This window comes from Citrobacter sp. C13 (assembly GCF_014596815.2).
Classification (GTDB): Bacteria; Pseudomonadota; Gammaproteobacteria; order Enterobacterales; family Enterobacteriaceae; genus Citrobacter; species Citrobacter portucalensis.
Window position 1 is genome coordinate 3,535,542 of record NZ_CP115024.1, and the last position, 22,026, is coordinate 3,557,567.

General features: G+C 52.0%; 22 protein-coding genes and 1 tRNA gene. 12 read left to right on the forward strand and 11 right to left on the reverse strand.

The genetic code is table 11. From position 1 onward, the window contains the following. Entirely contained in the window at nucleotides 1-2,787 is a 2,787-nt protein-coding gene (gene torS / locus IB222_RS17000) for a TMAO reductase system sensor histidine kinase/response regulator TorS (RefSeq protein ID WP_149384094.1), read from the forward strand. 8 nt (nucleotides 2,788-2,795) lie between these two features. Here torS and IB222_RS17005 read toward each other — a convergent pair. Together IB222_RS17005 and IB222_RS17010 are read right to left on the reverse strand one after the other, a co-directional pair. Continuing rightward, nucleotides 2,796-2,872: transfer RNA gene (locus tag IB222_RS17005), tRNA-Arg, on the reverse strand. A gap of 39 nt (nucleotides 2,873-2,911) precedes the next feature. Beyond that, on the reverse strand, nucleotides 2,912-3,091 hold the full coding sequence (locus IB222_RS17010) for a hypothetical protein (RefSeq protein ID WP_149384093.1): 180 nt from the start codon (nucleotides 3,089-3,091) through the stop codon (nucleotides 2,912-2,914). Nucleotides 3,092-3,125: 34 nt separating this feature from the next. On the opposite strand from IB222_RS17010, the gene fimW reads away from it, so the two are divergent. The 3 genes from fimW to fimZ all read left to right on the forward strand — a co-directional run bounded on the left by fimW (nucleotide 3,126) and on the right by fimZ (nucleotide 6,048). Then, nucleotides 3,126-3,719: a fimbria biosynthesis transcriptional regulator FimW gene (gene fimW, locus IB222_RS17015; RefSeq protein WP_149384092.1), complete on the forward strand. Its 594-nt coding sequence runs from the start codon at nucleotides 3,126-3,128 to the stop codon at nucleotides 3,717-3,719. 386 nt (nucleotides 3,720-4,105) lie between these two features. After that, entirely contained in the window at nucleotides 4,106-4,828 is a 723-nt protein-coding gene (locus IB222_RS17020; protein WP_126955890.1) for a fimbriae Y protein, read from the forward strand. Nucleotides 4,829-5,415: 587 nt separating this feature from the next. Further along, nucleotides 5,416-6,048, forward strand: a complete 633-nt coding sequence (gene fimZ / locus IB222_RS17025) for a fimbria biosynthesis transcriptional regulator FimZ (protein WP_003831119.1) — start codon at nucleotides 5,416-5,418, stop codon at nucleotides 6,046-6,048. 49 nt (nucleotides 6,049-6,097) lie between these two features. Here the strand turns inward: fimZ and sfmF are convergent, their stop codons facing one another. The 6 genes from sfmF to fimA all read right to left on the reverse strand — a co-directional run bounded on the left by sfmF (nucleotide 6,098) and on the right by fimA (nucleotide 12,167). Continuing rightward, nucleotides 6,098-6,592, reverse strand: coding sequence for a fimbria assembly protein (gene sfmF / locus IB222_RS17030; RefSeq protein WP_174785122.1), 495 nt, complete (start codon nucleotides 6,590-6,592; stop codon nucleotides 6,098-6,100). Between the two features lie 34 nt (nucleotides 6,593-6,626). Continuing rightward, nucleotides 6,627-7,589: a type 1 fimbria D-mannose specific adhesin FimH gene (gene fimH, locus IB222_RS17035; RefSeq protein ID WP_231133700.1), complete on the reverse strand. Its 963-nt coding sequence runs from the start codon at nucleotides 7,587-7,589 to the stop codon at nucleotides 6,627-6,629. 49 nt (nucleotides 7,590-7,638) lie between these two features. After that, nucleotides 7,639-10,260 carry a fimbrial biogenesis usher protein gene (locus IB222_RS17040; RefSeq protein ID WP_149384091.1) on the reverse strand — a complete coding sequence of 874 codons (2,622 nt, stop codon included), beginning with the start codon at nucleotides 10,258-10,260 and terminating at the stop codon, nucleotides 7,639-7,641. A 7-nt stretch (nucleotides 10,261-10,267) separates the two neighbouring features. Continuing rightward, the gene (fimC, locus tag IB222_RS17045) at nucleotides 10,268-10,960 is read right to left on the reverse strand and encodes a type 1 fimbria chaperone FimC (RefSeq protein WP_003831115.1); all 693 of its coding nucleotides are present in this window, start codon (nucleotides 10,958-10,960) and stop codon (nucleotides 10,268-10,270) included. 41 nt (nucleotides 10,961-11,001) lie between these two features. Next, the gene (gene fimI / locus IB222_RS17050; RefSeq protein ID WP_003831114.1) at nucleotides 11,002-11,535 is read right to left on the reverse strand and encodes a type 1 fimbrial protein subunit FimI; all 534 of its coding nucleotides are present in this window, start codon (nucleotides 11,533-11,535) and stop codon (nucleotides 11,002-11,004) included. A 77-nt stretch (nucleotides 11,536-11,612) separates the two neighbouring features. Further along, on the reverse strand, nucleotides 11,613-12,167 hold the full coding sequence (gene fimA / locus IB222_RS17055; protein ID WP_126318952.1) for a type 1 fimbrial major subunit FimA: 555 nt from the start codon (nucleotides 12,165-12,167) through the stop codon (nucleotides 11,613-11,615). 575 nt (nucleotides 12,168-12,742) lie between these two features. On the opposite strand from fimA, the gene folD reads away from it, so the two are divergent. The 3 genes from folD to IB222_RS17070 all read left to right on the forward strand — a co-directional run bounded on the left by folD (nucleotide 12,743) and on the right by IB222_RS17070 (nucleotide 14,473). Then, nucleotides 12,743-13,609 (forward strand): bifunctional methylenetetrahydrofolate dehydrogenase/methenyltetrahydrofolate cyclohydrolase FolD, encoded by an 867-nt coding sequence (gene folD, locus IB222_RS17060; protein ID WP_003831112.1) that lies wholly within the window; start codon nucleotides 12,743-12,745, stop codon nucleotides 13,607-13,609. A 1-nt stretch (nucleotide 13,610) separates the two neighbouring features. Further along, nucleotides 13,611-13,823 (forward strand): ribosome-associated protein YbcJ, encoded by a 213-nt coding sequence (gene ybcJ / locus IB222_RS17065; RefSeq protein ID WP_003831111.1) that lies wholly within the window; start codon nucleotides 13,611-13,613, stop codon nucleotides 13,821-13,823. Between the two features lie 125 nt (nucleotides 13,824-13,948). Further along, nucleotides 13,949-14,473, forward strand: a complete 525-nt coding sequence (locus tag IB222_RS17070; protein WP_003831110.1) for a metal-dependent hydrolase — start codon at nucleotides 13,949-13,951, stop codon at nucleotides 14,471-14,473. 77 nt (nucleotides 14,474-14,550) lie between these two features. Here IB222_RS17070 and cysS read toward each other — a convergent pair whose 3' ends face one another. Continuing rightward, complete coding sequence (gene cysS, locus IB222_RS17075; protein WP_003831109.1) at nucleotides 14,551-15,936, reverse strand: cysteine--tRNA ligase; 1,386 nt, start codon at nucleotides 15,934-15,936, stop codon at nucleotides 14,551-14,553. A gap of 173 nt (nucleotides 15,937-16,109) precedes the next feature. Between cysS and ppiB the strand changes: the two genes are divergently transcribed. The 5 genes from ppiB to mnmH all read left to right on the forward strand — a co-directional run bounded on the left by ppiB (nucleotide 16,110) and on the right by mnmH (nucleotide 20,323). Then, nucleotides 16,110-16,604, forward strand: a complete 495-nt coding sequence (gene ppiB / locus IB222_RS17080; protein WP_003021875.1) for a peptidylprolyl isomerase B — start codon at nucleotides 16,110-16,112, stop codon at nucleotides 16,602-16,604. 2 nt (nucleotides 16,605-16,606) lie between these two features. Further along, nucleotides 16,607-17,329, forward strand: a complete 723-nt coding sequence (lpxH, locus tag IB222_RS17085) for a UDP-2,3-diacylglucosamine diphosphatase (protein WP_003831108.1) — start codon at nucleotides 16,607-16,609, stop codon at nucleotides 17,327-17,329. Nucleotides 17,330-17,567: 238 nt separating this feature from the next. Further along, the gene (gene purE / locus IB222_RS17090) at nucleotides 17,568-18,077 is read left to right on the forward strand and encodes a 5-(carboxyamino)imidazole ribonucleotide mutase (protein WP_148362314.1); all 510 of its coding nucleotides are present in this window, start codon (nucleotides 17,568-17,570) and stop codon (nucleotides 18,075-18,077) included. Next, the gene (gene purK, locus IB222_RS17095; protein ID WP_003831106.1) at nucleotides 18,074-19,141 is read left to right on the forward strand and encodes a 5-(carboxyamino)imidazole ribonucleotide synthase; all 1,068 of its coding nucleotides are present in this window, start codon (nucleotides 18,074-18,076) and stop codon (nucleotides 19,139-19,141) included. Before purE ends, purK begins: the two co-directional genes overlap by 4 nt. Nucleotides 19,142-19,237: 96 nt before the next feature. Further along, complete coding sequence (gene mnmH, locus IB222_RS17100; RefSeq protein ID WP_148362315.1) at nucleotides 19,238-20,323, forward strand: tRNA 2-selenouridine(34) synthase MnmH; 1,086 nt, start codon at nucleotides 19,238-19,240, stop codon at nucleotides 20,321-20,323. Here mnmH and IB222_RS17105 read toward each other — a convergent pair whose 3' ends face one another. Together IB222_RS17105 and sfbB are read right to left on the reverse strand one after the other, a co-directional pair. After that, nucleotides 20,324-20,983: a methionine ABC transporter permease gene (locus tag IB222_RS17105; protein ID WP_003831085.1), complete on the reverse strand. Its 660-nt coding sequence runs from the start codon at nucleotides 20,981-20,983 to the stop codon at nucleotides 20,324-20,326. Beyond that, nucleotides 20,976-21,992 (reverse strand): virulence-associated ABC transporter ATP-binding protein SfbB, encoded by a 1,017-nt coding sequence (gene sfbB, locus IB222_RS17110; protein WP_148362316.1) that lies wholly within the window; start codon nucleotides 21,990-21,992, stop codon nucleotides 20,976-20,978. Before sfbB ends, IB222_RS17105 begins: the two co-directional genes overlap by 8 nt. Between the last annotated feature and the right edge of the window lie 34 nt (nucleotides 21,993-22,026).

A 22,026-nucleotide genomic window follows, 5' to 3' on the forward strand; every position in this document is an offset into this window, starting at 1 on the left:
GTGAATTTATCTCTGACCAAACGACTGTGGATAGGCTTTGCCCTGATGGCGGCACTGACTCTTATCAGTACGCTGACAGGCTGGTATAACCTGCGTTTTGTCAGCCAGGTTGAGCAGGCCAATACCCAGGCGCTAATTCCAACCATGGATATGGCGCGCCAGCTCAGCGAGGCCAGTGCCTGGGAACTGTTTTCCGCACAAAATCTGACCACCGCAGACAATGAAAACATGTGGCTGGCTCAGGGGAGAATGCTAACTGCCCAGAGTCTGAAAATTACCACATTACTCAAAACCCTTCGTGAACAGGACTTTGATACTTCTGCCATTGAACAGCAGGAGAAAGAAATCGCCCGGTCGTTAAGCCATCAGGGGGAGATGGTTGGCGAACGCCTGAAATTACGCATTCAACAGCAACAACTCAGCCAGCAAATTATTGAGGCCACCGCTGACGTTGCCGAAATGGCACGTGGTCAGGCCAGTAATGCCGCCACGTCGGCGGGTGCGACACAGGCCAGCATTTACGATTTGATTGAGAGCCATCAAGGGCAGGCCGCTGAACACGCGCTGGACAGGCTCATCGATATCGATCTGGAATATTATAACCAGATGAATGAACTGCGCCTGAGTGCGCTACGCGTGCAGCAAATGGTCATGAACCTGGGGAATAACCAGGCGCAAAATAACCTCGCGGCGCTGGAAAGCCAGCTAAACGCCGCCGTCAGAGTACTTCACCGCCGACAAATACGTATCGAAGATCCGGTGGTGTGTACTCAGGTTGCCGACGCCGTCAATACGATTAGCCGTTATATTGAGCTGCTGTCCCTGTATCGCCAGGATAATGACATCACCACCCAATTGCAGATCTTATCGCAGAATAATATCGAGCAATTTACCCGTTTCAGTAGCGAAGTCAGCCAGTTGGTGGAAATCATCGGCCAACGCAATCAAAGCGGACTGGCGCATCTCAAACAGGCCAGCCAGCGTGGGCAACACTTGCTGCTGCTGTTAGGTGGCGTGTCATTATGTTTGCTGATTCTTATACTTTGGCGTGTGGTTTATCGCTCAGTCACTCGACCACTGGCACAGCAAACCCAGGCGTTACAGCGTCTGCTTGAGGGAGATATTGACTCCCCATTCCCGGAAACCGCAGGCGTTCGTGAACTGGATACAATCGGGCGGTTGATGGATGCCTTTCGCGGCAGCGTTCACGCCCTCAATAGCCATCGTGAACATCTGGCCGCACAGGTTAAAGCTCGCACCGCCGAGCTGCGTTCTATGGTATCTGAACACCGACAGGCCCGTGCAGAAGCTGAAAAAGCTAACCAGGCAAAATCGGCGTTTCTTGCCGCCATGAGCCATGAAATACGCACCCCGCTGTATGGTATCCTCGGCACTGCGCAGTTGCTCTCAGACAATCCCATCCTGGCACAGCATCGGGAAAATCTACGCGCAATCACCGACTCGGGCGAGTCTCTGCTGACCATCCTCAACGATATCCTCGACTATTCCGCTATCGAAGCCGGTGGAAAAAATGTTGCGATAGGCGATGAGCCTTTTGAACCCAAACCCTTGCTGGAAAGTACGCTTCAACTCATGAACAGCCGCGTTGCCGGTCGCCCGGTCGTGCTGGTTGCGGATTTTGCCGATGACGTTCCCGCTTCCCTCCGTGGCGATCCGCGCCGCATCCGGCAAATCATTACTAATTTATTAAACAACGCACTACGCTTTACCGATCGGGGACACATCATCCTGCATAGCCGATGTGAGGGCAAAAACTGGTACATCGAGGTTGAAGATACGGGATGTGGAATTGACCCTGCCCGCCAGCACGATATTTTTCAGCCGTTTGTTCAGGTAAGCAGTAAACGAGGTGGAACCGGACTCGGACTAACCATCAGCGCCAGTCTCGCCCAGGCAATGCAGGGAGAGCTGAGCGTCACCAGCACGCCCGGCGTCGGGAGCTGTTTCCAGCTGCGTCTGCCATTGCGGGCAACCACGATGCCCATCATGAAACCCGCACAACGTTCCATATCGTTACAGGGCTTACGCTTATTGCTTATCGAGGATAATCCCCTTACACAACGTATCAGTACTGAAATGCTCATCCTCAATGGCGCACAGGTTACTGCTGCCAGCAGTGCCGCTGAGGCGCTAAAAATATTGCAGGAAAATACACGCTACGATGCTGCTCTGGTTGATTTCGATCTTCCTGATATCGACGGGATCACGCTGGCACAGCAGTTAGCCCACGACTATCCGGCACTTAGCCTGATCGGCTTTAGCGCGCACGTCATCGACGAAACGCTAAGCCAAAGAACCAGCACCCTGTTCCTTGGCATTATTCAAAAACCAGTCCCCCGGGATGAACTCAGTCGACTTATTACGCATTATCTGCACGGTAGTGCGACTCTCCCGCTTGCATCAGAAAATGACAACAAACGGTTAGATTTTCAGCAGTTGTCTGGAGATATCCAGGTTATGGGATGGCAAAAGGTGCACGAATGGTTAGCGCTCTTTAAGCAACACACTCTTCCTGTATTAGATGAGATTGACGCTGCCCGCGCAGCACATGACGATGAGCGGATAAAACGTCTGACGCATCAGCTAAAAAGCAGCTGCGCCAGCATGGGAATGCGCTCAGCCAGCACGATGTGTGCAGCACTTGAACAGCAGCCGTTGGGTGATTTTTCACTCAGAGAGGAGGTACAACTCAGTCTTAAGGAAGTGGAAACGTGGTTGGAAAAGGAAAATTCATCGCAATTCGCTGAAGCTGGACATCTGAAGTGATGTTGAGATGGTACGCCCTGTAGGATTCGAACCTACGACCTACGGCTTAGAAGGCCGTTGCTCTATCCAACTGAGCTAAGGGCGCATTGCGAAGTGATTACTTCATGCAGATGAAACGCGTGAATTATACGGTCAGCGCCTGCTGAGTCAATGCCTTTTGTTTCAGTTGCTGGCGAAGTGTACGAATGTTGATTTTTTCTGCTTGTTCAAGGGTATCCAGGAAATCACCTGGTAACAACTCAGCCCACGAAACGCCAGATTTAGGGATACATGTATTTAGAATATTTATGATTTTGCTTAACATTCCCCTACCCCTCCAGCGGTTCAGGAACTCTTTAATGTTAAGTATCGCCATCAAGGAAGAAAACAGTCACTTCGAACATGGACTAAAAATTATCATCTCCTATTTGGCAAATCAGTGGCATCAGGAGATTTGCTTTTTGCCTGTCGAGGATATCGATCGCGCTGACATCGCGTTTATTTCCCTGGATGAAGATTGGCTCAGCGCCGATTGCTATCAGATTCCGGTCCATACCCGCCGCCAACACCGGGTTGTCATCTGCAACAGAAACGATAAAGATAAGCTGATGTTCCGGCCCTGCCTGTACATGTTGCCACTGATCTATCGGGAAGATGACGTTGAGGAAATGACTAAAAAATTAGTCCTCATCCTGCAAAAACGTGCGCTGCGCAACAACGTGCCCGCAACTATCTGCCATTACTGCACCACTCGCAACTTTTCTATCGAAGAACGTCAGTTCTTAATGTTTCTCGCCAGCGGCTATACCTTAGCCGAAACGGCTCACCTGCTCTCGGTAAGCGAAATTCAGGCCAAAGCCACCCGTCGCAGCATTATGAAAAAGCTGCATGTGAAAAACGATCAGCAATTCTTAAGATACATCCGGGCGCATCTGAACTTTCTACAAAATTAGGTGGCATCTCTCTGCCTGATTTTTTATTGAGAAAAATCTCATCACCAATTAAGTATCGACACCTACTGTACCTGGCTTCAGGCTGCCAGAATAATCCTGGCTTACTATTTCCGGGGTAACAGAAAGACACACCCGGTAATATTTTATCTAATCCCATAGAGAGGTTGAACTGGATAAAACGACTTTTTGGGCATTGAGTAAGACATCAGAAAACTTCCGGCAGATTATTCTGATGGGATACGCAATTGCCAGTCTGATGATTGCTGAAGCATTGAAACCCAACAGCACAAGGAAACTCGCCTTTACGCTGGAGAAAATTTGGGTCAGGGATGTTTATAGTCGGCAATTTATCCAGACCTGCCGCAACAGAAATGGAATGGAAAAGGATGCACAGCGCAAAACGCCGGGATCGACATCGCCGTATACGAAACACTAACTGTACCTGGCAATATCCTCACTACACATCACAGGTATTCGACCAACTTGAGTATCTGACGCAAAAACTCGAATACGCATTACCGAGTGACACTATATCTCAGGCGATTATTACGACAGATTACTATCTGGCCTATGCGCTGGGTCGACATTTATTTTCAGGAGCACGTACCGCGATCTTCCAGACCATTGAATCGGCCAAAGTCAGCCTGCGAGAGTCGGTAATTAGTCAGTTAGTGGTTGATATGGAAGGTTTAACAATCTCTTATTTTGATGTTCTGGAGTATCTGCGCCAGCTAATTAAACCGCGGAATAACATCCAAATCTTCATATTGCTTTCCCGCCACGATGAAGACCTAATCCCTTTTATTTCTCTGTCCGGTCCATTTTATATCTTGTCACGTAGCCTGCGCCTCCCGGAGATGCGCCGCGCTTTCTTGTCGCCAGTCCTTAACTATATTCACTCCAGGCACATAAACCAGCTCGATTGGGAGATGGTGGAATTACTTTTACAAGGTAACTCCTTAAAAGAGATTGCTTTGTTACAAGCTCGCCCCTACCACCGTATCATCTATCGCCTGAACCAGCTGATTGCGCGTCTGGGCTTAGCAAACCGGCAGCGTTTTTTGCACCTGATACATCGCCTCAGCGTTACCTCTGCTCATTTAATTTAACACCCTAACCCTATGTGCCATAAGATTTTTTAGGAAATTACTTATTTTTATATGAGATAAAAGATCTAAATTTCACAACTATTTAATATTTACAACTATTCCTGGTATTATGCTAACTTCCACCACCCCAGTAAACCATACTGATTCTGTGCATATCAGCACAAATAGCGTCATTCCCACCTTAACAAATCCTAAACAATTAGTTTATTGTACTGTTTTTACCATTTAAAAATTTTTTTTCAGTCTGCCATAATTCAAACAGCAGTAAAATAATGCCAATAGTCATTAACACATCTGGATCTTTTAGAACATCCTAACTGACATTAACAACCTGAATGTTGTAAGCCTTTTCCGAAAGAACAGAGCAGGTATAATCCCCATAGTTTTCTGATTAATTGTTAGTTTTCCCAGTGTGAAATGGATTTTCCACAAATTCATTGTTCTGTAGAAGAGCAACCGAATAAACAAGGATGAAATAATATTTATTCGACTCTCCCTCAGAACAACCCTTGGCTATTTGACAATATTATAACGCCTGATGTTTTATAAAATTATCAAGATACGCATACAGTTTGAGGCATACAACAATGAAACCAGCATCCGTTATCATTATGGACGAACACCCTATTGTCAGAATGTCGATAGAAGTACTACTTGAAAAAAACAGTAATATCCAGGTTGTGTTGAAGACCGATGACAGCCGTACGGCAATAGAGCACCTGCGCACTTACCCTGTCGATCTTGTCATTCTGGATATTGAACTACCTGGTTCAGATGGATTTACATTACTCAAGAGAATAAAGTCTCTGCAGGAGAATACTCGGGTGCTGTTTCTCTCCTCCAAATCGGAGTCCTTTTATGCCGGGCGTGCTATCCGGGCCGGTGCAAATGGTTTTGTCAGTAAACGAAAGGATTTGAATGATATCTACAATGCGGTAAAAATGATTTTATCGGGATATTCTTTTTTCCCTTCAGACACCCTAAACTTCATTAACAATATAAATATGAAAAAAGGTGTATTGAATGACATGCCGCTCTCTAATCGCGAAGTTACGGTTTTGCGTTATCTGGCAAATGGCCTCTCTAATAAGGAAATTGCTGAGCAGCTGTTACTCAGCAATAAAACGATTAGTGCTCACAAAGCTAACATCTACGCCAAACTCGGCTTACATACTATCGTTGAGCTGATCGATTACGCAAAAATGCATGAATTAATGTAATAGCACTCCCGGCGAGACTTCGTTCGGGAGCATTTTATCCGCGCATTGATTAGTTATAGTTAATCATAAATGTGGCATCGGCCCTGGCGAGGCCTGGCTGAACCCCGTCTGCTAACGCGATATAGTTGGCGAAAAAGGTCAGCGTGGCATTGCCGTTCTCATCAATCCCCACGGTTTGGCTGGCCTGCTCGAGCGGTAATCGCGTACGGTCGCTGTCATGCAGTTCGATCGCCACCTTTTGCGCCATCACTGCGTCATCAAGCGCCAACAACGTCGTACCGGGGGCCGGAGTACCAGAAAACGTTATTGACGCGGATCCCGGCGGGCAGCCTTCCAGCTTCAGCGTAAACGCGACTGGTTGGGTAGTATCCCCGCTGGTCTGTAACTGCTTTGTTGGCCAGGTGCCCAATTCAACCGACTTATTGCTGTCACTGGCAATCACCGCACAGGTAAAGTCCACCACGTTTCCGCGCAGTTCAATATTGATTTCGCCCAGCGATGAGGCCGCATGGCACAACGAGCTGAATATCAGTATGGGCAGCATCACCAAAAGCGCCCATGAAGTTGGCGTTTGCTTGTTAGTCATAATCTACTCGCAGATAGCCACGGGCAGTAAAAGGCCCTTCGGTAGGTTTATTCCCTGTCACGCTGACCGGCCATGTCCGAATACTCACGTTTGCCACGGCGTTATCATCCAGTTGAAATGGGATCGTGCTGGACAGATTATTGGGCGTCAGCGGTCTACCGGTTTTGTCGGCGACAATGAACCCTAAGTCAGGATTGTCCGATACCATCATTTGCCCGGAGGCTTTCTCGGCCTCTACCCGCATGGTTAAGTAGGCTTGTGCAGCGACGTTGGTGCATTTTATCGCCACCGTTTTGGTCTGCGGATTAATGCCTTCGGGACGGTTTCCTGCCCCCGCCTTGCTGAACAACGATGCGCCAATATCGCCAAAATCAAACTCGACAATCTGCCCTGCATTCACCTCACAGTTTTGTGGAACCTCCACCTTACCGCTGTAGCTGATGGTATAAACCGGCGTGCTTAGCGCATCTCCAGTACTGGTCGTGACATAGACTCTGAACATGGTCTGGCGCGGGATCGGCACCATGTTAATAAACGAGCGAATCACTTTGAGTTTAAACACCAGCTTTGAATCCATTACGCCAAAAGGCTGCTGCTTAGGTACGTTGGGGTGAGTTCCCATACGGATATAATTACGCGGGGGATAAAACAACCCAGCAGAGCTATCGGTGATGCTCATAGCCCCCAGCAGGTAGTCATTGAGTTTCAGGTACTGAAAACCATTTTCTGTACTTTGCACAGGGAGTTCCGTAACGTAGCTTCGATAGGTGTAATTCACCGTCGTCCCGGCCGGACAGGTAGCATTAACGCCAATCCAGCCCGATTTTTCCGGTAACGTCACCACCTGTCCCGGCCGGTTATTGCTGCTGTTAAAGACGTTCGACAGATCGTAAAAAACATCCGTTGGTGTGCCATTCGAGTTTTGGCAGACTGTCGCCCATGACGAATGGGCCATCAGCAGTAAAGCGCATCCCAGTAACAAACCCGTTTGTCGTTTCATCGTATTATTCCTGTCGTGCCGTTGGAGATTCGCACGTCACATTCGTGAGCGTCACCGCCTGTTTCAGACTCTCCTCAGGCAAGGCATAGTGCGCCACGCAGCGAGCGTTAGCGCTTTCCCCCCATTGGATCAGTAATTCACCTTTTAGCGGCAAGCCGCTCAGGTAGATTTGCCCGTCTTCGCCCACCATACTGGTCACGCCGCTGGTGTTTTCACGCACAACGGAGCCAAATGGCACAGGTTTACCTGCATATTTCGCGGTTATCAGCGCCCGCACACCGATACGCGTATCAAACGCCGCTCGCACCAATGCCCCTTGTGTTGGCACGACGCTGCTAACGTTATTTTCCACATCGGTATTGTTGTTCATTGAATTGGTATCTAACGCGACGCGGTTATAGCGATAAACGGTGGCATACGGCATCACCGCGTATCCACGCCAGTCGGTTTGCACGCCGGTCTGGTTTTCTATCCGTACGCCCTGCGCGCCAGGCGCTTTAACCAGCACGTTGGTGTCCCCCAGCGGCTGACTGAGCGTAATACCGTCCGCATGCCCCACCACGCCGCCGGAAAGCTGCCAGTTGTAGTCATGCTGATCGCGATCGTAGTTGTATCCCACGCCCAGCGTGCCATAGGCCGCCTGCCAGTTGGCGCTGGCGTTTCCGCTGTAGCCGTTGGTGCTGCTGTGCCCCTGATTCACGCTGTAGCTCAGGTTGCGCCCATCCAGTAACGTCCCGCCGATCCCGCTCTGCCAGCTGTTTTGTCCGTTGCTGTTGCGGTTGGCATTAAAGGTGGCGTAGGTGCGATCGAGCGCGTTATCACGCGAGTAGCGCCGTCCGCTTAGCAGGCTGAACGGCACTGACATATTGAATGCCAGAATACGGTCGGTGTCGGAGATGCCTACCGATTCATTCCACGACCAGGAGAGTGAATAGCTAATCCCCTGCCAGCCGCTGGCATAGCCCACCTGATACCAGGTATTGGTGTCTGAGGTATTCCAGTACGTTTGCTGACTCCCCGAAACATACAGCGAGCCGTAGTCTCCCAGGTTCTGCGAAATGTTAATCTGAAAGCGGCCCTTTTTGCTGTAACTCAGATTGTGATAGCTCTTCACATCGGGCACGTCGTGGCGATTACCTTCGCTGTCGTATTCATACTCATAGCCTTCCATGCTGCGATACGCGACGTCATCAAGGGTATAGAAGCCGCGCGTTGAGTAGCGATATCCCAACAGCTGGAAGTTTGTGCCAAAGTTGTTCAGCGATTTTGCATACAGAAAACGCAAAGACTGCCCCTGATGCGTACTGTCATCCGCCAGCTGACTGCGCGCATGGGTTAAATCCACAGAAACCGCCCCCCAGTCCCCCAGGTTTCGGCCAGTGCCTAAAACTACCGCGGTGTAACGTGAGGCCAGCTGCGTACCGCCATAAGCGGTGTAGCCTTCTGGTAACCCGGCAATTAATGTTCCCTGGAAAAAGAACGGTGAAGATTGCTGGCTATTGCCGCTGCGAAAATCCCCGGCAACCACGTCGTATTTGAAACGCCCTTCTCGTTGTAACAAGGGAACCGTGGAGTACGGCACCGTATAGCGCTGCTGGCTGCCGTCCTTTTCGTCCACTGTCACCTCAAGGTCACCGCTGGATGACGTCGGGTTGAGATCGGTTATCGAAAAAGCGCCCGGTGAAACATAGCTTTGATAAATCACATAGCCATTCTGACGAATGGTCAGTTTCGCTGCGGTACGCGCAATGCCGCGAACGGTAGGCGCGTAGCCTTGTAAGCTGTCGGGATACATACTGTCTGAGGAATAGAGCCGCGCCCCGCGAAACCCGACGCTGTCAAAAACGTCGTTGCCGGTGTTGCTGTCGCCCATCACCAGTTCACCCTTCAGCGGGATAATCGCGCGCTGAAGCCATGTACCGATATTTTTCCAGCTTTGTGAGTGGTATCCGTCACCTTTGGAATAGCTCCATGCGCCGTTATTTCTCAAGCGCCAGGGGCCATAGTTCAGGCCACTGAGCATACTTAAGAAATAGCTGTCAGTGTCACTGCCGCGGCTGCCGGTAAAGCTGTAGTTGACCAGCGCAGCCGGGATCCCTTCATCCCACTCTTCCGGCGGAATATAGCCACGCGCGCTGTTTAACATTGACGCCTGAGGCAGGCTGACGTTTAAGCGCAGGGTAGAAAAATCAAATGCAATCTCGCTGCCTGGAATCGCCTCAGGTAGATTGATACAGGTATCGTTCGCATCCTTACTGAGTGCCGGAAATGCGGTGATATTGACACCAAGGCGCTTCACCCAGTCGAGTCCAAAACATGGCATCAGCCCACCGGACTTCTCCCCGGCTTTTCCCGCGCTGGTCGTAAAACGTATATCCTGAGTGGCAACAAACTCATCGTTGCGCCAGATATCCACACGATAAACGCCTTCAGGCTGGTGATTGCCTTTTTCAAAACGTGATAAATCCGCCACGGTTGCCGTATCCGCGGATAAAAAGGCCGGATTAAAATAGCTTTCCCCATGGCTTAAAGAGGGAAAGAGCGCCGCCAGCGTGGACAACGCCACCCCCGCCAGCGGTGGCGTAACCCCCGGTAACAGGCCAGGAAAATACGTTGTCTTATTCATCGTTATCTCAACGCACGCTAACCGTTTGGGCCGGAGTCACAGCGCCATAATCATTGACCGTCTGGAACGTGACGTTGCCCTGAACGCCCGTTGGTAGCAGGACCTGCGCATCACTTTTCGGCGCGACCATCACGTTATCAACCTTCGTTTTCCCCACGTTGAGATTGACCAAGGTGACGTAATACGCTGACGGATTGTTGATTTTCAGGTGGTTGCCGGTACGGGAGAATTTCAGCATCCCGGGCGCATCTTCCGGAATTTGCTGCAGATTATTCGGACGGACAAAAAGCTTGATGCGGGACAAAATCGCCAGTTGCAGAACGTTTTTACCCTCGAGGCTGTTTTTATTGACTGACGGAATGGCTTTCACGTTCATCCAGAACAGCGACTCACGATCTTTAGGCAGCGGAACACCTGCATAGATGATACGCAGCGTGTTTTCGCTTTTGGGCTCGCTGACAAACAACGGAGGCGTAACCACAAACGATTTTTCTTTAACACCTGCGCTATTCTCGATCCATGAATTTACCAGGTAACGTTCTTTGGTATCACTATTGCTAATAGACAGGGACGTTTGTTTGGCATCGGCTGGATAAATAACGCGAGTAGCGCCTAATGCAATACCGCCTGCAGCCTGAACACTGGCAGCAGAAAATAAGGCCAGTAAAAGGATAAAACCTGATTTTAGATAATTAAACATAGCTACAAATACCTTTGATGCGATTATCGTTGGAAAATAAATCAGGGATAAACCAACGTAAACCACACGTCTGAACGAAGCGCTCCCGGCGTTATATTTTCCGAGACAGCCCGATAACGAGCAGTGAAATGAAACGTCATCTCTTGCGTTATAATCGGCGCATAATGAAGCGGCAGCGCATTCGGAATAATTTGCCGTTGGCGCTCATCAAATAACGCCAGACCGATCCCTGAAGCCGCAGACGCATCGCCACTGGCAAGAAAAACCTGCGGATCTTCCGCTGGCGTCACACCTGCAAACGCAATCCCAACATGGTCATAAACATCGGAGCTGCATGACGTTAAGCGCAGTGAAAACGGCACGCTGGTAGAGGCAAAGCTTCCCGTCCCGGAGAAAGCATTGGTGCGATACTGCCCCATTTGCACCCGCAAATTTTGGCTGTCGGTAGCGACCGTACAGGCACCATTGACGAGCTGCCCTCGTAAGTGAAGGCGGCCACTTTCCAGTATTACCGTATGTGCAAACACAGGCAGTACGCACAGCATTCCCGCCAGCGCCACGCCTTTCCCTATCATCTGCCGCATCCTTCATCATCCCCGGAAATTGCCTCATCCAGTGAGGCGAACGTCATCCTTGCGCAAATCAGAACGGCTTATTCGTACTTCATGATGAACGTCGCGTCGGCATTTGCCTGACCCGGCGTAGCGCTGGTGGCTGTGGCTTTGTAACGCGCAGCGAAACGCAGGGTGTTGGTCCCTTCTACCAGTGCCTGAGCGGTAGAGAAGGTGGCTCCATCCGGCTTCAGCGCGGTGGACGTATTGTCCAGAATTTCAATCCCGACACCGCTGGCAGTGGTACCGTTGTCTGCAGAAGTGACGGCCAGCAGGTTGTTGTTGGTGATATCGGATTGACCAGAGAAAGCCACAGCTGCGGTTGCGGCAACTTTCGGATCACAGTCGTTCAGCACGATTGAGAACGGAATTTGCGCCGTTGTATCGCCAACTGCGGTAAAACTGGCGGTACGATACTGGCCTAAGGTGACAACCTGATCGGATGACTGAGTACTGACTGCACAGGCTGCATTGACCAGTTCACCTTCAAAATGCACAGTACCGCCGCTAACGCTTACCGGATCGGCTGCAACCGCTGCACCTGCAACTAACATCAGGCTGGCAATAACAGAAGAGGTCATTAATTTACGTTTCATGGATTTCCCTTGAATTACACACATCCGGCTCCGGCGTCCTGCGGGATCCGTTTGAATCATTATCGACATTAAATGTCAGGCTAATTATCTCTGCATCCTGTAAAGATATATATCGCAAGAGAATTAGCTAACCTTTTACCCCAACTCTCCTGAGTATTTGATTCACTAATTAATCTTCGCGAATATGACTATTCGTCACAGGGTTAAATTAAACATTTCAATTAATGAAAAATACCTGCAAATCCTTTTATTGACCCTGGCCAATTCTTATTGGGACCTAAGAAAAATCTGGGTGAATATTACTTAAATCCTTCCATAAAGGTACGTAACAGACTGGTTTATGGCGCATTACCCCTGAAAACACCAGGGTGATGAATTGTTTCATTCACGTTAATTTTAATTCGCATGCTCATTAATTATCCGGGGGACTTCAGCCTCTGAACTGACCCCGTACGCGGACCGCGGTGATCCCTATCGCACGTAAAAACGCAAACGAAAACTGACAGCACGCCCCGCTTCTGACAAAATAGTGGCATCCCCTTCGGTTTAACGTAACAGACGGAATTCTCTCTCTGATGGCAGCAAAGATTATTGACGGTAAAACGATTGCGCAGCAGGTGCGCTCTGAGGTTGCTCAAAAAGTTCAGGCGCGTTTAGCGGCTGGATTACGCGCCCCAGGCCTGGCTGTTGTGCTGGTAGGTAGCAACCCGGCTTCGCAGATTTATGTTGCGAGTAAACGCAAAGCCTGTGACGAAGTGGGGTTTGTCTCCCGCTCCTATGACCTGCCTGAAACCACCAGCGAGGCGGAGCTTCTTGAGCTGATCGATACGCTCAATGCAGATACCACCATCGACGGTATCCTGGTACAGCTGCCGTTGCCGGCGGGTATCGACAACGTGAAAGTGCTGGAACGTATTGCACCAGATAAAGACGTTGACGGTTTCCACCCGTATAACGTCGGTCGTCTGTGCCAGCGCGCGCCGCGCCTGCGCCCATGTACTCCGCGCGGTATTGTTACCCTGCTTGAGCGTTACAACATCGATACCTACGGTCTGAATGCCGTGGTCATTGGCGCCTCGAATATTGTCGGTCGCCCAATGAGTATGGAGCTACTGCTGGCTGGCTGCACCACCACCGTCACCCACCGATTCACCAAAGATCTGCGCCGCCACGTAGAAAATGCTGACCTGCTGATTGTTGCCGTCGGTAAACCGGGCTTTATTCCTGGTGAGTGGATCAAAGAAGGTGCGATTGTGATTGATGTCGGCATCAACCGTCTGGAGAATGGTAAGGTTGTTGGCGATGTGGTCTTTGACGATGCGGCCGCACGAGCGTCATATATCACGCCGGTCCCCGGCGGCGTAGGCCCAATGACGGTCGCCACACTTATCGAAAACACGCTGCAGGCGTGTGTTGAATATCATGATGTAAAGGACGTTTAAGATGGCCACATTTTCACTGGGTAAACACCCACATGTTGAACTCTGCGATTTGCTGAAGCTGGAAGGCTGGAGCGAAAGCGGCGCCCAGGCAAAAATTGCTATTGGCGAAGGGTTAGTGAAGGTCGATGGCGTTGTTGAAACGCGTAAACGCTGCAAAATCGTTGCCGGACAGACAGTCAGCTTTGAAGGCCACAGCATTAACGTCGTGGCGTGACCCTAAGTGCCGGATGAGGTTAACACCGTATCCGGCCACTTCCCCCTCTCGTTTTCAGATAATGACTTCATCCCCACTTCACAGTGAACTGATAGCATGTTGTTTTTCAACACGAAGCGATCATCATGCCCACTATCGTTACCCACGCGGCCGTTCCGCTCTGTTTAGGGTTAGGTCTCGGACTTAAAGTCATCCCCCCACGATTACTGTTTGCTGGCGTCGTTCTGGCCATGCTGCCAGATGCCGACGTGTTGTCATTTAAGTTCGGCGTCGCCTACGGCAATGTGTTTGGCCACCGGGGATTTACCCACTCACTGCTGTTCGCCTTCGTGGTACCGCTGCTCTGCGTCTTGATTGGCCGACGATGGTTTAAGGCGGGATTGATTCGCTGCTGGCTATTCCTGACGGTTTCACTGCTGTCGCACAGTCTGCTGGATTCTGTCACCACCGGCGGTAAAGGCGTCGGCTGGCTGTGGCCGTGGTCGGATGAGCGCTTCTTCGCGCCATGGCAGGTGATTAAAGTCGCCCCGTTTGCGTTATCACGCTACGCCACGCCGTACGGGCACCAGGTGATCATGTCGGAGTTAATGTGGGTATGGCTGCCGGGAATCGTAATGATGGGTGTGCTGTGGTGGTATCGGAAACATTAATCTGCCGGATGCGACGCGATGCGTCTTATCCGGCCTACACGGCCCGGTAAGCGTAAGCGCCACCGGGCATTACAGAGTTACTTACGACGCCAGGTGGTACCCTGCGGGCCGTCTTCCAGCACGATGCCCATCTCGTTGAGACGGTCACGCGCGGCGTCAGCTGCCGCCCAGTCTTTCGCCTTACGTGCATCCAAACGCTGTTGGATTAGCGCTTCAATTTCAGCAACTTCACCGTCATCCGCCTGCGCACCGCTTTGCAGGAACGCTTCTGGATCCTGTTCCAGCAGGCCCAGTACGCTGGAAAGCTTACGCAGATGCGCAGCCATGCCGTTAGCCGCCGCCATATCTTCACCCTTCAGACGGTTAACCTCACGCGCCATATCAAACAGCACGGAGTAGGCTTCCGGGGTGTTGAAGTCATCGTCCATCGCTTCAATAAAGCGCGCTTCAAAGGCTTCGCCACCGGCTGGCGCAACGGATTTGTCGGTGCCACGCAGCGCGGTATACAGACGCTCCAGCGCAGAACGCGCCTGCTTGAGGTTCTCTTCGCTGTAGTTTAATTGACTACGGTAATGACCGGACATCAGGAAGTAACGGATGGTTTCGGCATCGTAGTATTTCAGCACATCGCGAACGGTAAAGAAGTTGCCCAGCGATTTGGACATTTTCTCGCGGTCAACCATCACCATCCCTGAGTGCATCCAGTAATTAACGTACTCACCGTCATGTGCACAGGTGGACTGAGCGATTTCGTTTTCATGGTGCGGGAACATCAGGTCCGAACCGCCGCCGTGAATATCGAAATGGTTGCCCAACTGTTTGCAGTTCATCGCCGAACATTCGATGTGCCAGCCCGGACGGCCCGCTCCCCACGGAGACGGCCAGCTCGGCTCGCCTTCTTTGGACATTTTCCACAGCACGAAGTCCATCGGGTTGCGCTTCACATCTACCACGTCAACGCGCGCGCCTGCCTGCAGCTGATCCAGATCCTGGCGCGACAGCTGGCCGTAGTTCGGGTCAGTCGGCACGTCGAACATCACGTCACCGTTATCAGCAACGTAAGCGTGACCTTTAGCAATCAGCTGCTCAGTGATTTCGATAATTTCAGCAATATGGTGCGTAGCACGCGGCTCCAGATCCGGGCGCAGAATATTCAGCGCATCGAAATCGCTGTGCATTTCCGCGATCATTCTGTCGACCAACGCCACAAAGCTTTCGCCGTTTTCATTCGCGCGCTTGATGATTTTGTCATCGATATCGGTAATGTTGCGCACATACTTCAGCTTATAGCCGAGGAAGCGCAGATAACGCGCAACGACGTCGAAAGAAACGAAGGTACGTCCGTGGCCAATATGACAGAGATCGTAAACGGTAATACCACACACGTACATGCCGACTTCCCCGGCATGAATAGGTTTGAATTCCTCTTTTTGGCGCGTCAGTGTATTAAAGATTTTTAACATCGAAGATTCCGTGTAGACGTGTGTGGATAGTAAAGTCTGTATAATACCCATAATTTAGACCGGAAGCAGCACACTTTGCGAGGTGATCGCAGCTTGCGGTTATGCTATAACACACCCCTAACTCTGACCCTTGACGGGGTCGAAGCACCAATCTATCGGAACAGGATGCAAAAATGGTTACTTTCCACACTAATCACGGCGATATCGTAATCAAAACGTTTGATGATAAAGCGCCTGAAACAGTTAAAAACTTCCTGGACTACTGCCGCGAAGGTTTTTACAACAACACCATTTTCCACCGTGTTATTAACGGTTTCATGATCCAGGGCGGCGGTTTCGAGCCAGGCATGAAGCAAAAAGCCACGAAAGAAGCGATCAAAAACGAAGCGAACAACGGTCTGAAAAACACCCGTGGTACGCTGGCGATGGCGCGTACTCAGGCTCCGCACTCCGCAACCGCACAGTTCTTCATCAACGTTGCAGACAACGACTTCCTGAACTTCTCCGGCGAAAGCATGCAGGGTTGGGGTTACTGCGTGTTCGCTGAAGTTGTTGAAGGCATGGACGTGGTTGATAAAATCAAAGGCGTTTCCACTGGTCGCAGCGGTATGCATCAGGATGTGCCAAAAGAAGACGTTATCATCGAAAACGTGACCGTCAGCGAGTAATCGTGGCGACACTGTTTATTGCAGATCTTCACCTCTGCACAGAAGAACCGGCGATCACCGCCGGTTTTCTGCGTTTTTTAGCCGGTGATGCGCGAAAGGCCGATGCGCTATACATTCTTGGCGACCTGTTTGAAGCCTGGATTGGCGACGACGATCCTAATCCGCTGCATCGTGAAATGGCCGCGGCGATAAAATCACTGACTGATTCCGGCGTTCCCTGCTTTTTTATTCACGGCAACCGTGATTTTCTGCTCGGTAAACGTTTTGCCCGTGCGAGCGGCATGACCTTGCTTCCCGAAGAAAAAGTGCTCGACCTGTATGGCCGCAAGGTGCTGATCATGCATGGCGACACCTTGTGCACCGACGACGCAGGCTATCAGGCATTTCGCGCCAAAGTGCATCAACCCTGGTTACAGAAGCTGTTCCTCGCTCTGCCGCTGTTCGTTCGCCAGCGAATCGCTGCGAAAATGCGTGCCAACAGCAAAGCAGCCAACGACACCAAATCGCTGGAAATCATGGATGTGAATCAGCAGGCCGTGATTAGCGAGATGGAAAAACATCAGGTTCAGTGGTTAATTCACGGCCATACCCACCGCCCTGCCGTCCACGAGCTTACGGCCAATGAGCAACCCGCTTTCCGCGTGGTTTTAGGCGCATGGCACACCGAAGGTTCGATGATCAAAGTCACCCCTGACGACGTTGAACTGATCGCATTTCCGTTTTAATTCTGCAGATACCCAGTTCCTCTTTACACAAAACTATTCGAGTTGCATCGAGGCGGCAAATCTGTGAGTCCCCTGAAGCTTACAAAAGTAAGTGACTGGGGTGAGCAGATGTAGCCAACAAAGAGGCCGCTTGAAGAGTGAAGTGCAAAGCGCGCAATCGTTTTCCTTGGCGGTGAATTATGCTATTCTCTGTGGCCTCAAAAGTCGAGTGTAGTGCACCACAGGAGTTTTCAGACGCATGTCTTCCCGCAATAATCCGGCGCGTGTCGCCATCGTGATGGGGTCCAAAAGCGACTGGGCTACCATGCAGTTCGCCGCCGAAATCTTCGAAATCCTGGACGTTCCGCATCATGTTGAAGTCGTCTCCGCCCACCGCACCCCAGACAAACTGTTTAGCTTCGCCGAAAGCGCTGAAGAGAACGGTTATCAGGTGATTATTGCCGGGGCCGGTGGCGCAGCGCATTTGCCTGGCATGATTGCGGCGAAAACGCTGGTGCCTGTTCTCGGTGTTCCGGTGCAAAGCGCAGCGCTGAGCGGCGTAGATAGCCTCTACTCCATCGTTCAAATGCCGCGCGGTATTCCGGTCGGCACGCTGGCTATCGGCAAAGCGGGCGCGGCAAATGCGGCCCTGCTGGCAGCACAAATTCTGGCTACACACGATAAAGAACTGCATCAGCGTCTGCATGACTGGCGCAAAGCGCAAACCGATGAGGTGCTGGAAAACCCGGACCCGCGAGGTGGCGCATGAAGCAGGTCTGCGTACTCGGCAACGGACAGCTAGGGCGCATGCTGCGTCAGGCCGGTGAGCCGCTGGGCATTGCGGTCTGGCCCGTCGGGCTGGACGCTGAACCGGCTGCGGTCCCTTTTCAGCAAAGCGTGATCACCGCTGAGATTGAGCGTTGGCCGGAAACGGCACTCACCCGCGAACTGGCACGCCACCCGGCGTTTGTTAACCGCGACGTCTTCCCGATTATTGCCGACCGTCTGACGCAAAAGCAGCTTTTTGACAAGCTCGGTCTGGCGACCGCGCCGTGGCAGCTGCTGGCAGATAAAAGCGAATGGTCTGCTGTATTCGACAAACTTGGCGAGCTGGCGATCGTGAAACGTCGCGTCGGCGGCTACGACGGACGTGGACAGTGGCGCTTGCGCGCAAATGAAACCGAGCAACTGCCGGACGACTGCTACGGCGAGTGCATCGTCGAGCGGGGAATCAACTTCTCCGGTGAAGTCTCACTGGTTGGCGCTCGCGCGCACGACGGCAGCACCGTTTTCTATCCACTGACCCATAACCTGCATCAGGACGGCATTCTGCGCACCAGCGTGGTATTCCCGCAGGCTAACGCCAGACAGCAGGAACAGGCTGAAGCAATGCTCTCTGCCATCATGCAGGAGCTGGGCTATGTCGGCGTGATGGCGATGGAGTGTTTCATCACCCCGGAAGGTCTGCTGATTAACGAACTGGCTCCGCGCGTGCACAACAGCGGGCACTGGACACAAAACGGCGCCAGCATCAGCCAGTTTGAGCTGCATCTACGTGCCATTACCGACCTGCCGTTACCGACGCCGGTGGTGAACCACCCTTCGGTGATGGTAAACCTGATTGGTAGCGACCTGAACTACGACTGGCTGAAGCTGCCGCTGGTGCATCTGCACTGGTATGACAAAGAGGTGCGTGAAGGGCGTAAAGTGGGTCACCTGAACCTGAGCGACAGCGATACCGCACGCCTTAGCGCGACGCTGGAAGCGCTTATCCCCCTGCTGCCTCCGGAATATGCCAGCGGTATTATCTGGGCGCAGTCAAAACTGAAATAAGCCAATAATGCCGGGGAGTTGATTTTATCCTTCCCCGGCCCCTCCTCTGGCGCGTAAAATCCCCTCCATTGCCGTTTTGTATTTTCAGGATCAAACATGAACGATGGAACGGACTACCGCGCAATTTTGCTCGCCGGTACGCCTTTAATCGATGTACGCGCCCCCGTGGAATTTCAGCAGGGCGCAATGCCGGGCGCAATCAACCTTCCCTTGATGAACGATGACGAACGTGCCGCCGTTGGGACCTGTTATAAACGTCAGGGACCCGAAGCCGCCCTCGCGCTCGGCCATCAACTGGTCTCGGGTGAAACCCGCCAACAGCGCATGCATGCCTGGCTGGATGCCTGTCGTCAAAATCCTGCGGGCTATTTATGCTGCGCGCGTGGCGGTCAGCGTTCGCATATTGTGCAGCAGTGGCTGCACGAGTCCGGCATTGACTATCCGCTGATTAAAGGCGGTTACAAAGCCCTGCGCCAGGCAGTGATACAGCTGACTGAAGAATTAGTGCAAAAGCCGATCGTCTTAATTGGCGGCTGTACCGGGAACGGCAAAACCCAACTGGTGCAACAGCAGCCAAACGGTGTGGATCTCGAAGGTCTGGCGCACCATCGCGGCTCCTCGTTTGGTCGCACCGTTGAACCTCAATTGAGTCAGGCGAGTTTTGAAAACCTGCTGGCGGTTGAAATGCTCAAAACCGATAGCCGTCAGGATTTACGTCTGTGGGTACTGGAAGATGAAGGCCGCATGATCGGGGCTAATCATCTGCCCGAATGCCTGCGCGAGCGCATGACCCAGGCATCAATTGCGGTGGTGAACGATCCTTTTGAGCGTCGTCTGGAGCGACTGCGCGAAGAGTATTTCGTGAAGATGCACCACGATTTTACCCACGCTTATGGCGAGAGCCAGGGCTGGCAGGAGTACAGCGAGTACCTGCACCACGGCCTGTTTGCTATCCGCCGCCGTCTGGGTTTACAACGTTTTGCCGAGCTGACCACCCTGCTCGACGTCGCTCTGCGCGAACAGCAGGCGACGGGCAGCACCGACGCCCATATGGGCTGGCTGGTGCCGTTGCTCAACGAGTATTACGACCCGATGTATCGTTATCAGCTGGAAAAGAAAGCCGCGAAAATCGTTTTTCGCGGCACATGGCAGGACGTTGCCGAGTGGCTTAACGCACAGTGATCAGTGTCTGTCGCGCTTATCTGCGCGTTTTGCCAGCCAGTCACCCAGCACCTGAACGACCTGCACCAGAATAATCAGCGCCACCACGGTGACGATCATGACCTGGGTTTCGTAGCGGTAATAACCAAAGCGAATCGCCAGGTCGCCGACTCCACCGCCGCCAACGATCCCGGCCATCGCGGAGTAACCGATCAGACTCACCAGCGTTATCGTCAACCCACGCAGCAGACCCGCGCTCGCTTCAGGTAACAGAACGGTGCAGATGATGCGCATCGGGCTGGCACCAAACGCTTCCGCCGCTTCAATAATCCCTTTATCGACTTCACGTAGCGCGCTATCAACCAGACGGGCATAGAAGGCGATTGCCGCTACTGAGAGCGGGACCGACGCCGCAATCGGGCCAATGGTATTCCCGAGCAAAAACTGGGTTAGCGGCAACAGCAGAACCAGCAGGATCACAAACGGTACCGAACGAATGATATTCACCAGCACGGAGCTGAGCAGATACACAAAACGGTTTTGCCAGAATAAATGCCGATCGGTGACGAAAATAAGAAAACCGAGCGGCAGTCCGCCAATAATTGCCAGCACCGTAGAGATGCTCAGCATCTGGAAAGTTTCATTAAACGCCAGCGTCAAATCCGGCAATAAATCATCCACGAATCACCTCCACCTGTGCAGTACGTTGACGAATATGTTCCACGGCGACATCCACCGCAGAAGGGTTATGCGGCGCGGTCAGTTGCACCACCAGAATCCCCAGCGCACGTTCACCGATATACTCAATTTTGCCGTGCAGAATGTTCACCGCCACGCCAAATTTAACCGCCACTTCTGACAACACCGGCTGTTCCGCCGAATCGCCGATGAACAGAATTTTTAGCAACTGGCCAGGCAGATGCTGGCGCAGACGCTCGGGCAGCGTCAAATTGAGGGTATGTGACACCAGCTGCTGTGTGAACGCATGCTGCGGGTGAGCAAAAACGTCAAACACCTCACCGGATTCCACCACCTTGCCGCCGGACATCACCGCCACGCGATCGCAAATCGATTTGATCACGTTCATCTCGTGAGTGATCAGCACGATCGTGATCCCCAACTGTTGGTTGATCTGCTTAAGCAACGCCAGAATCGTGGCTGAGGTTTCGAGGTCCAGCGCCGAGGTAGGTTCATCACACAACAGCACATCCGGGTGATTGGCAATCGCGCGGGCAATACCCACACGCTGCTTTTGTCCGCCGCTGAGCTGAACCGGAAAGCGGTTCGCCTTGTCTGACAGCCCCACCAGCGCCAGGATTTCGCTCACGCGCGGGCCAATTTTACTGCGCTCCCATCCGGCAGCCTTCAGGCTAAAGGCGACATTTTGCGCCACGGTACGGGTATGCATCAGGTTAAAATGTTGAAAAATCATCCCGATACGCTGACGGGCTTTACGGAGATGCGCGCCTTCCAGCGCAGAGATTTCTACGCCGTTCACCTTCACGCTTCCCTGGCTCGGACGCGTTAAGGCGTTCAGGGTACGCAGCAGCGTACTTTTCCCCGCGCCGCTGGTCCCGACAATGCCAAATATCTCACCTGCGCCGATGCGCAAGCTGACGTCATCAACCGCCCGGGTTGATGGTCCACGGCCTGCGCTAAAATCCACGCAAACTTTCTCTATCTCAATCATAGCCACCTCAGAAATGCGAAAAGGGCAGTCGTCG

What these genes read in the sequence shown, in the direction of transcription:
- fimC (WP_003831115.1), bottom strand. Translation starts at nt 10,960, where the DNA reads ATGTTTAATTATCTAAAATCAGGTTTTATCCTTTTACTGGCCTTATTT.
- sfbB (WP_148362316.1), bottom strand. Translation starts at nt 21,992, where the DNA reads ATGATTGAGATAGAGAAAGTTTGCGTGGATTTTAGCGCAGGCCGTGGA.
- mnmH (WP_148362315.1), top strand. Translation starts at nt 19,238, where the DNA reads ATGAACGATGGAACGGACTACCGCGCAATTTTGCTCGCCGGTACGCCT.
- purE (WP_148362314.1), top strand. Translation starts at nt 17,568, where the DNA reads ATGTCTTCCCGCAATAATCCGGCGCGTGTCGCCATCGTGATGGGGTCC.
- folD (WP_003831112.1), top strand. Translation starts at nt 12,743, where the DNA reads ATGGCAGCAAAGATTATTGACGGTAAAACGATTGCGCAGCAGGTGCGC.
- sfmF (WP_174785122.1), bottom strand. Translation starts at nt 6,592, where the DNA reads ATGCTGCCCATACTGATATTCAGCTCGTTGTGCCATGCGGCCTCATCG.
- fimZ (WP_003831119.1), top strand. Translation starts at nt 5,416, where the DNA reads ATGAAACCAGCATCCGTTATCATTATGGACGAACACCCTATTGTCAGA.
- purK (WP_003831106.1), top strand. Translation starts at nt 18,074, where the DNA reads ATGAAGCAGGTCTGCGTACTCGGCAACGGACAGCTAGGGCGCATGCTG.
- IB222_RS17040 (WP_149384091.1), bottom strand. Translation starts at nt 10,260, where the DNA reads ATGAATAAGACAACGTATTTTCCTGGCCTGTTACCGGGGGTTACGCCA.
- ybcJ (WP_003831111.1), top strand. Translation starts at nt 13,611, where the DNA reads ATGGCCACATTTTCACTGGGTAAACACCCACATGTTGAACTCTGCGAT.
- cysS (WP_003831109.1), bottom strand. Translation starts at nt 15,936, where the DNA reads ATGTTAAAAATCTTTAATACACTGACGCGCCAAAAAGAGGAATTCAAA.
- ppiB (WP_003021875.1), top strand. Translation starts at nt 16,110, where the DNA reads ATGGTTACTTTCCACACTAATCACGGCGATATCGTAATCAAAACGTTT.
- IB222_RS17010 (WP_149384093.1), bottom strand. Translation starts at nt 3,091, where the DNA reads ATGTTAAGCAAAATCATAAATATTCTAAATACATGTATCCCTAAATCT.
- fimA (WP_126318952.1), bottom strand. Translation starts at nt 12,167, where the DNA reads ATGAAACGTAAATTAATGACCTCTTCTGTTATTGCCAGCCTGATGTTA.
- fimI (WP_003831114.1), bottom strand. Translation starts at nt 11,535, where the DNA reads ATGATAGGGAAAGGCGTGGCGCTGGCGGGAATGCTGTGCGTACTGCCT.
- IB222_RS17070 (WP_003831110.1), top strand. Translation starts at nt 13,949, where the DNA reads ATGCCCACTATCGTTACCCACGCGGCCGTTCCGCTCTGTTTAGGGTTA.
- fimH (WP_231133700.1), bottom strand. Translation starts at nt 7,589, where the DNA reads ATGGCCCATTCGTCATGGGCGACAGTCTGCCAAAACTCGAATGGCACA.
- fimW (WP_149384092.1), top strand. Translation starts at nt 3,126, where the DNA reads ATGTTAAGTATCGCCATCAAGGAAGAAAACAGTCACTTCGAACATGGA.
- IB222_RS17020 (WP_126955890.1), top strand. Translation starts at nt 4,106, where the DNA reads ATGCACAGCGCAAAACGCCGGGATCGACATCGCCGTATACGAAACACT.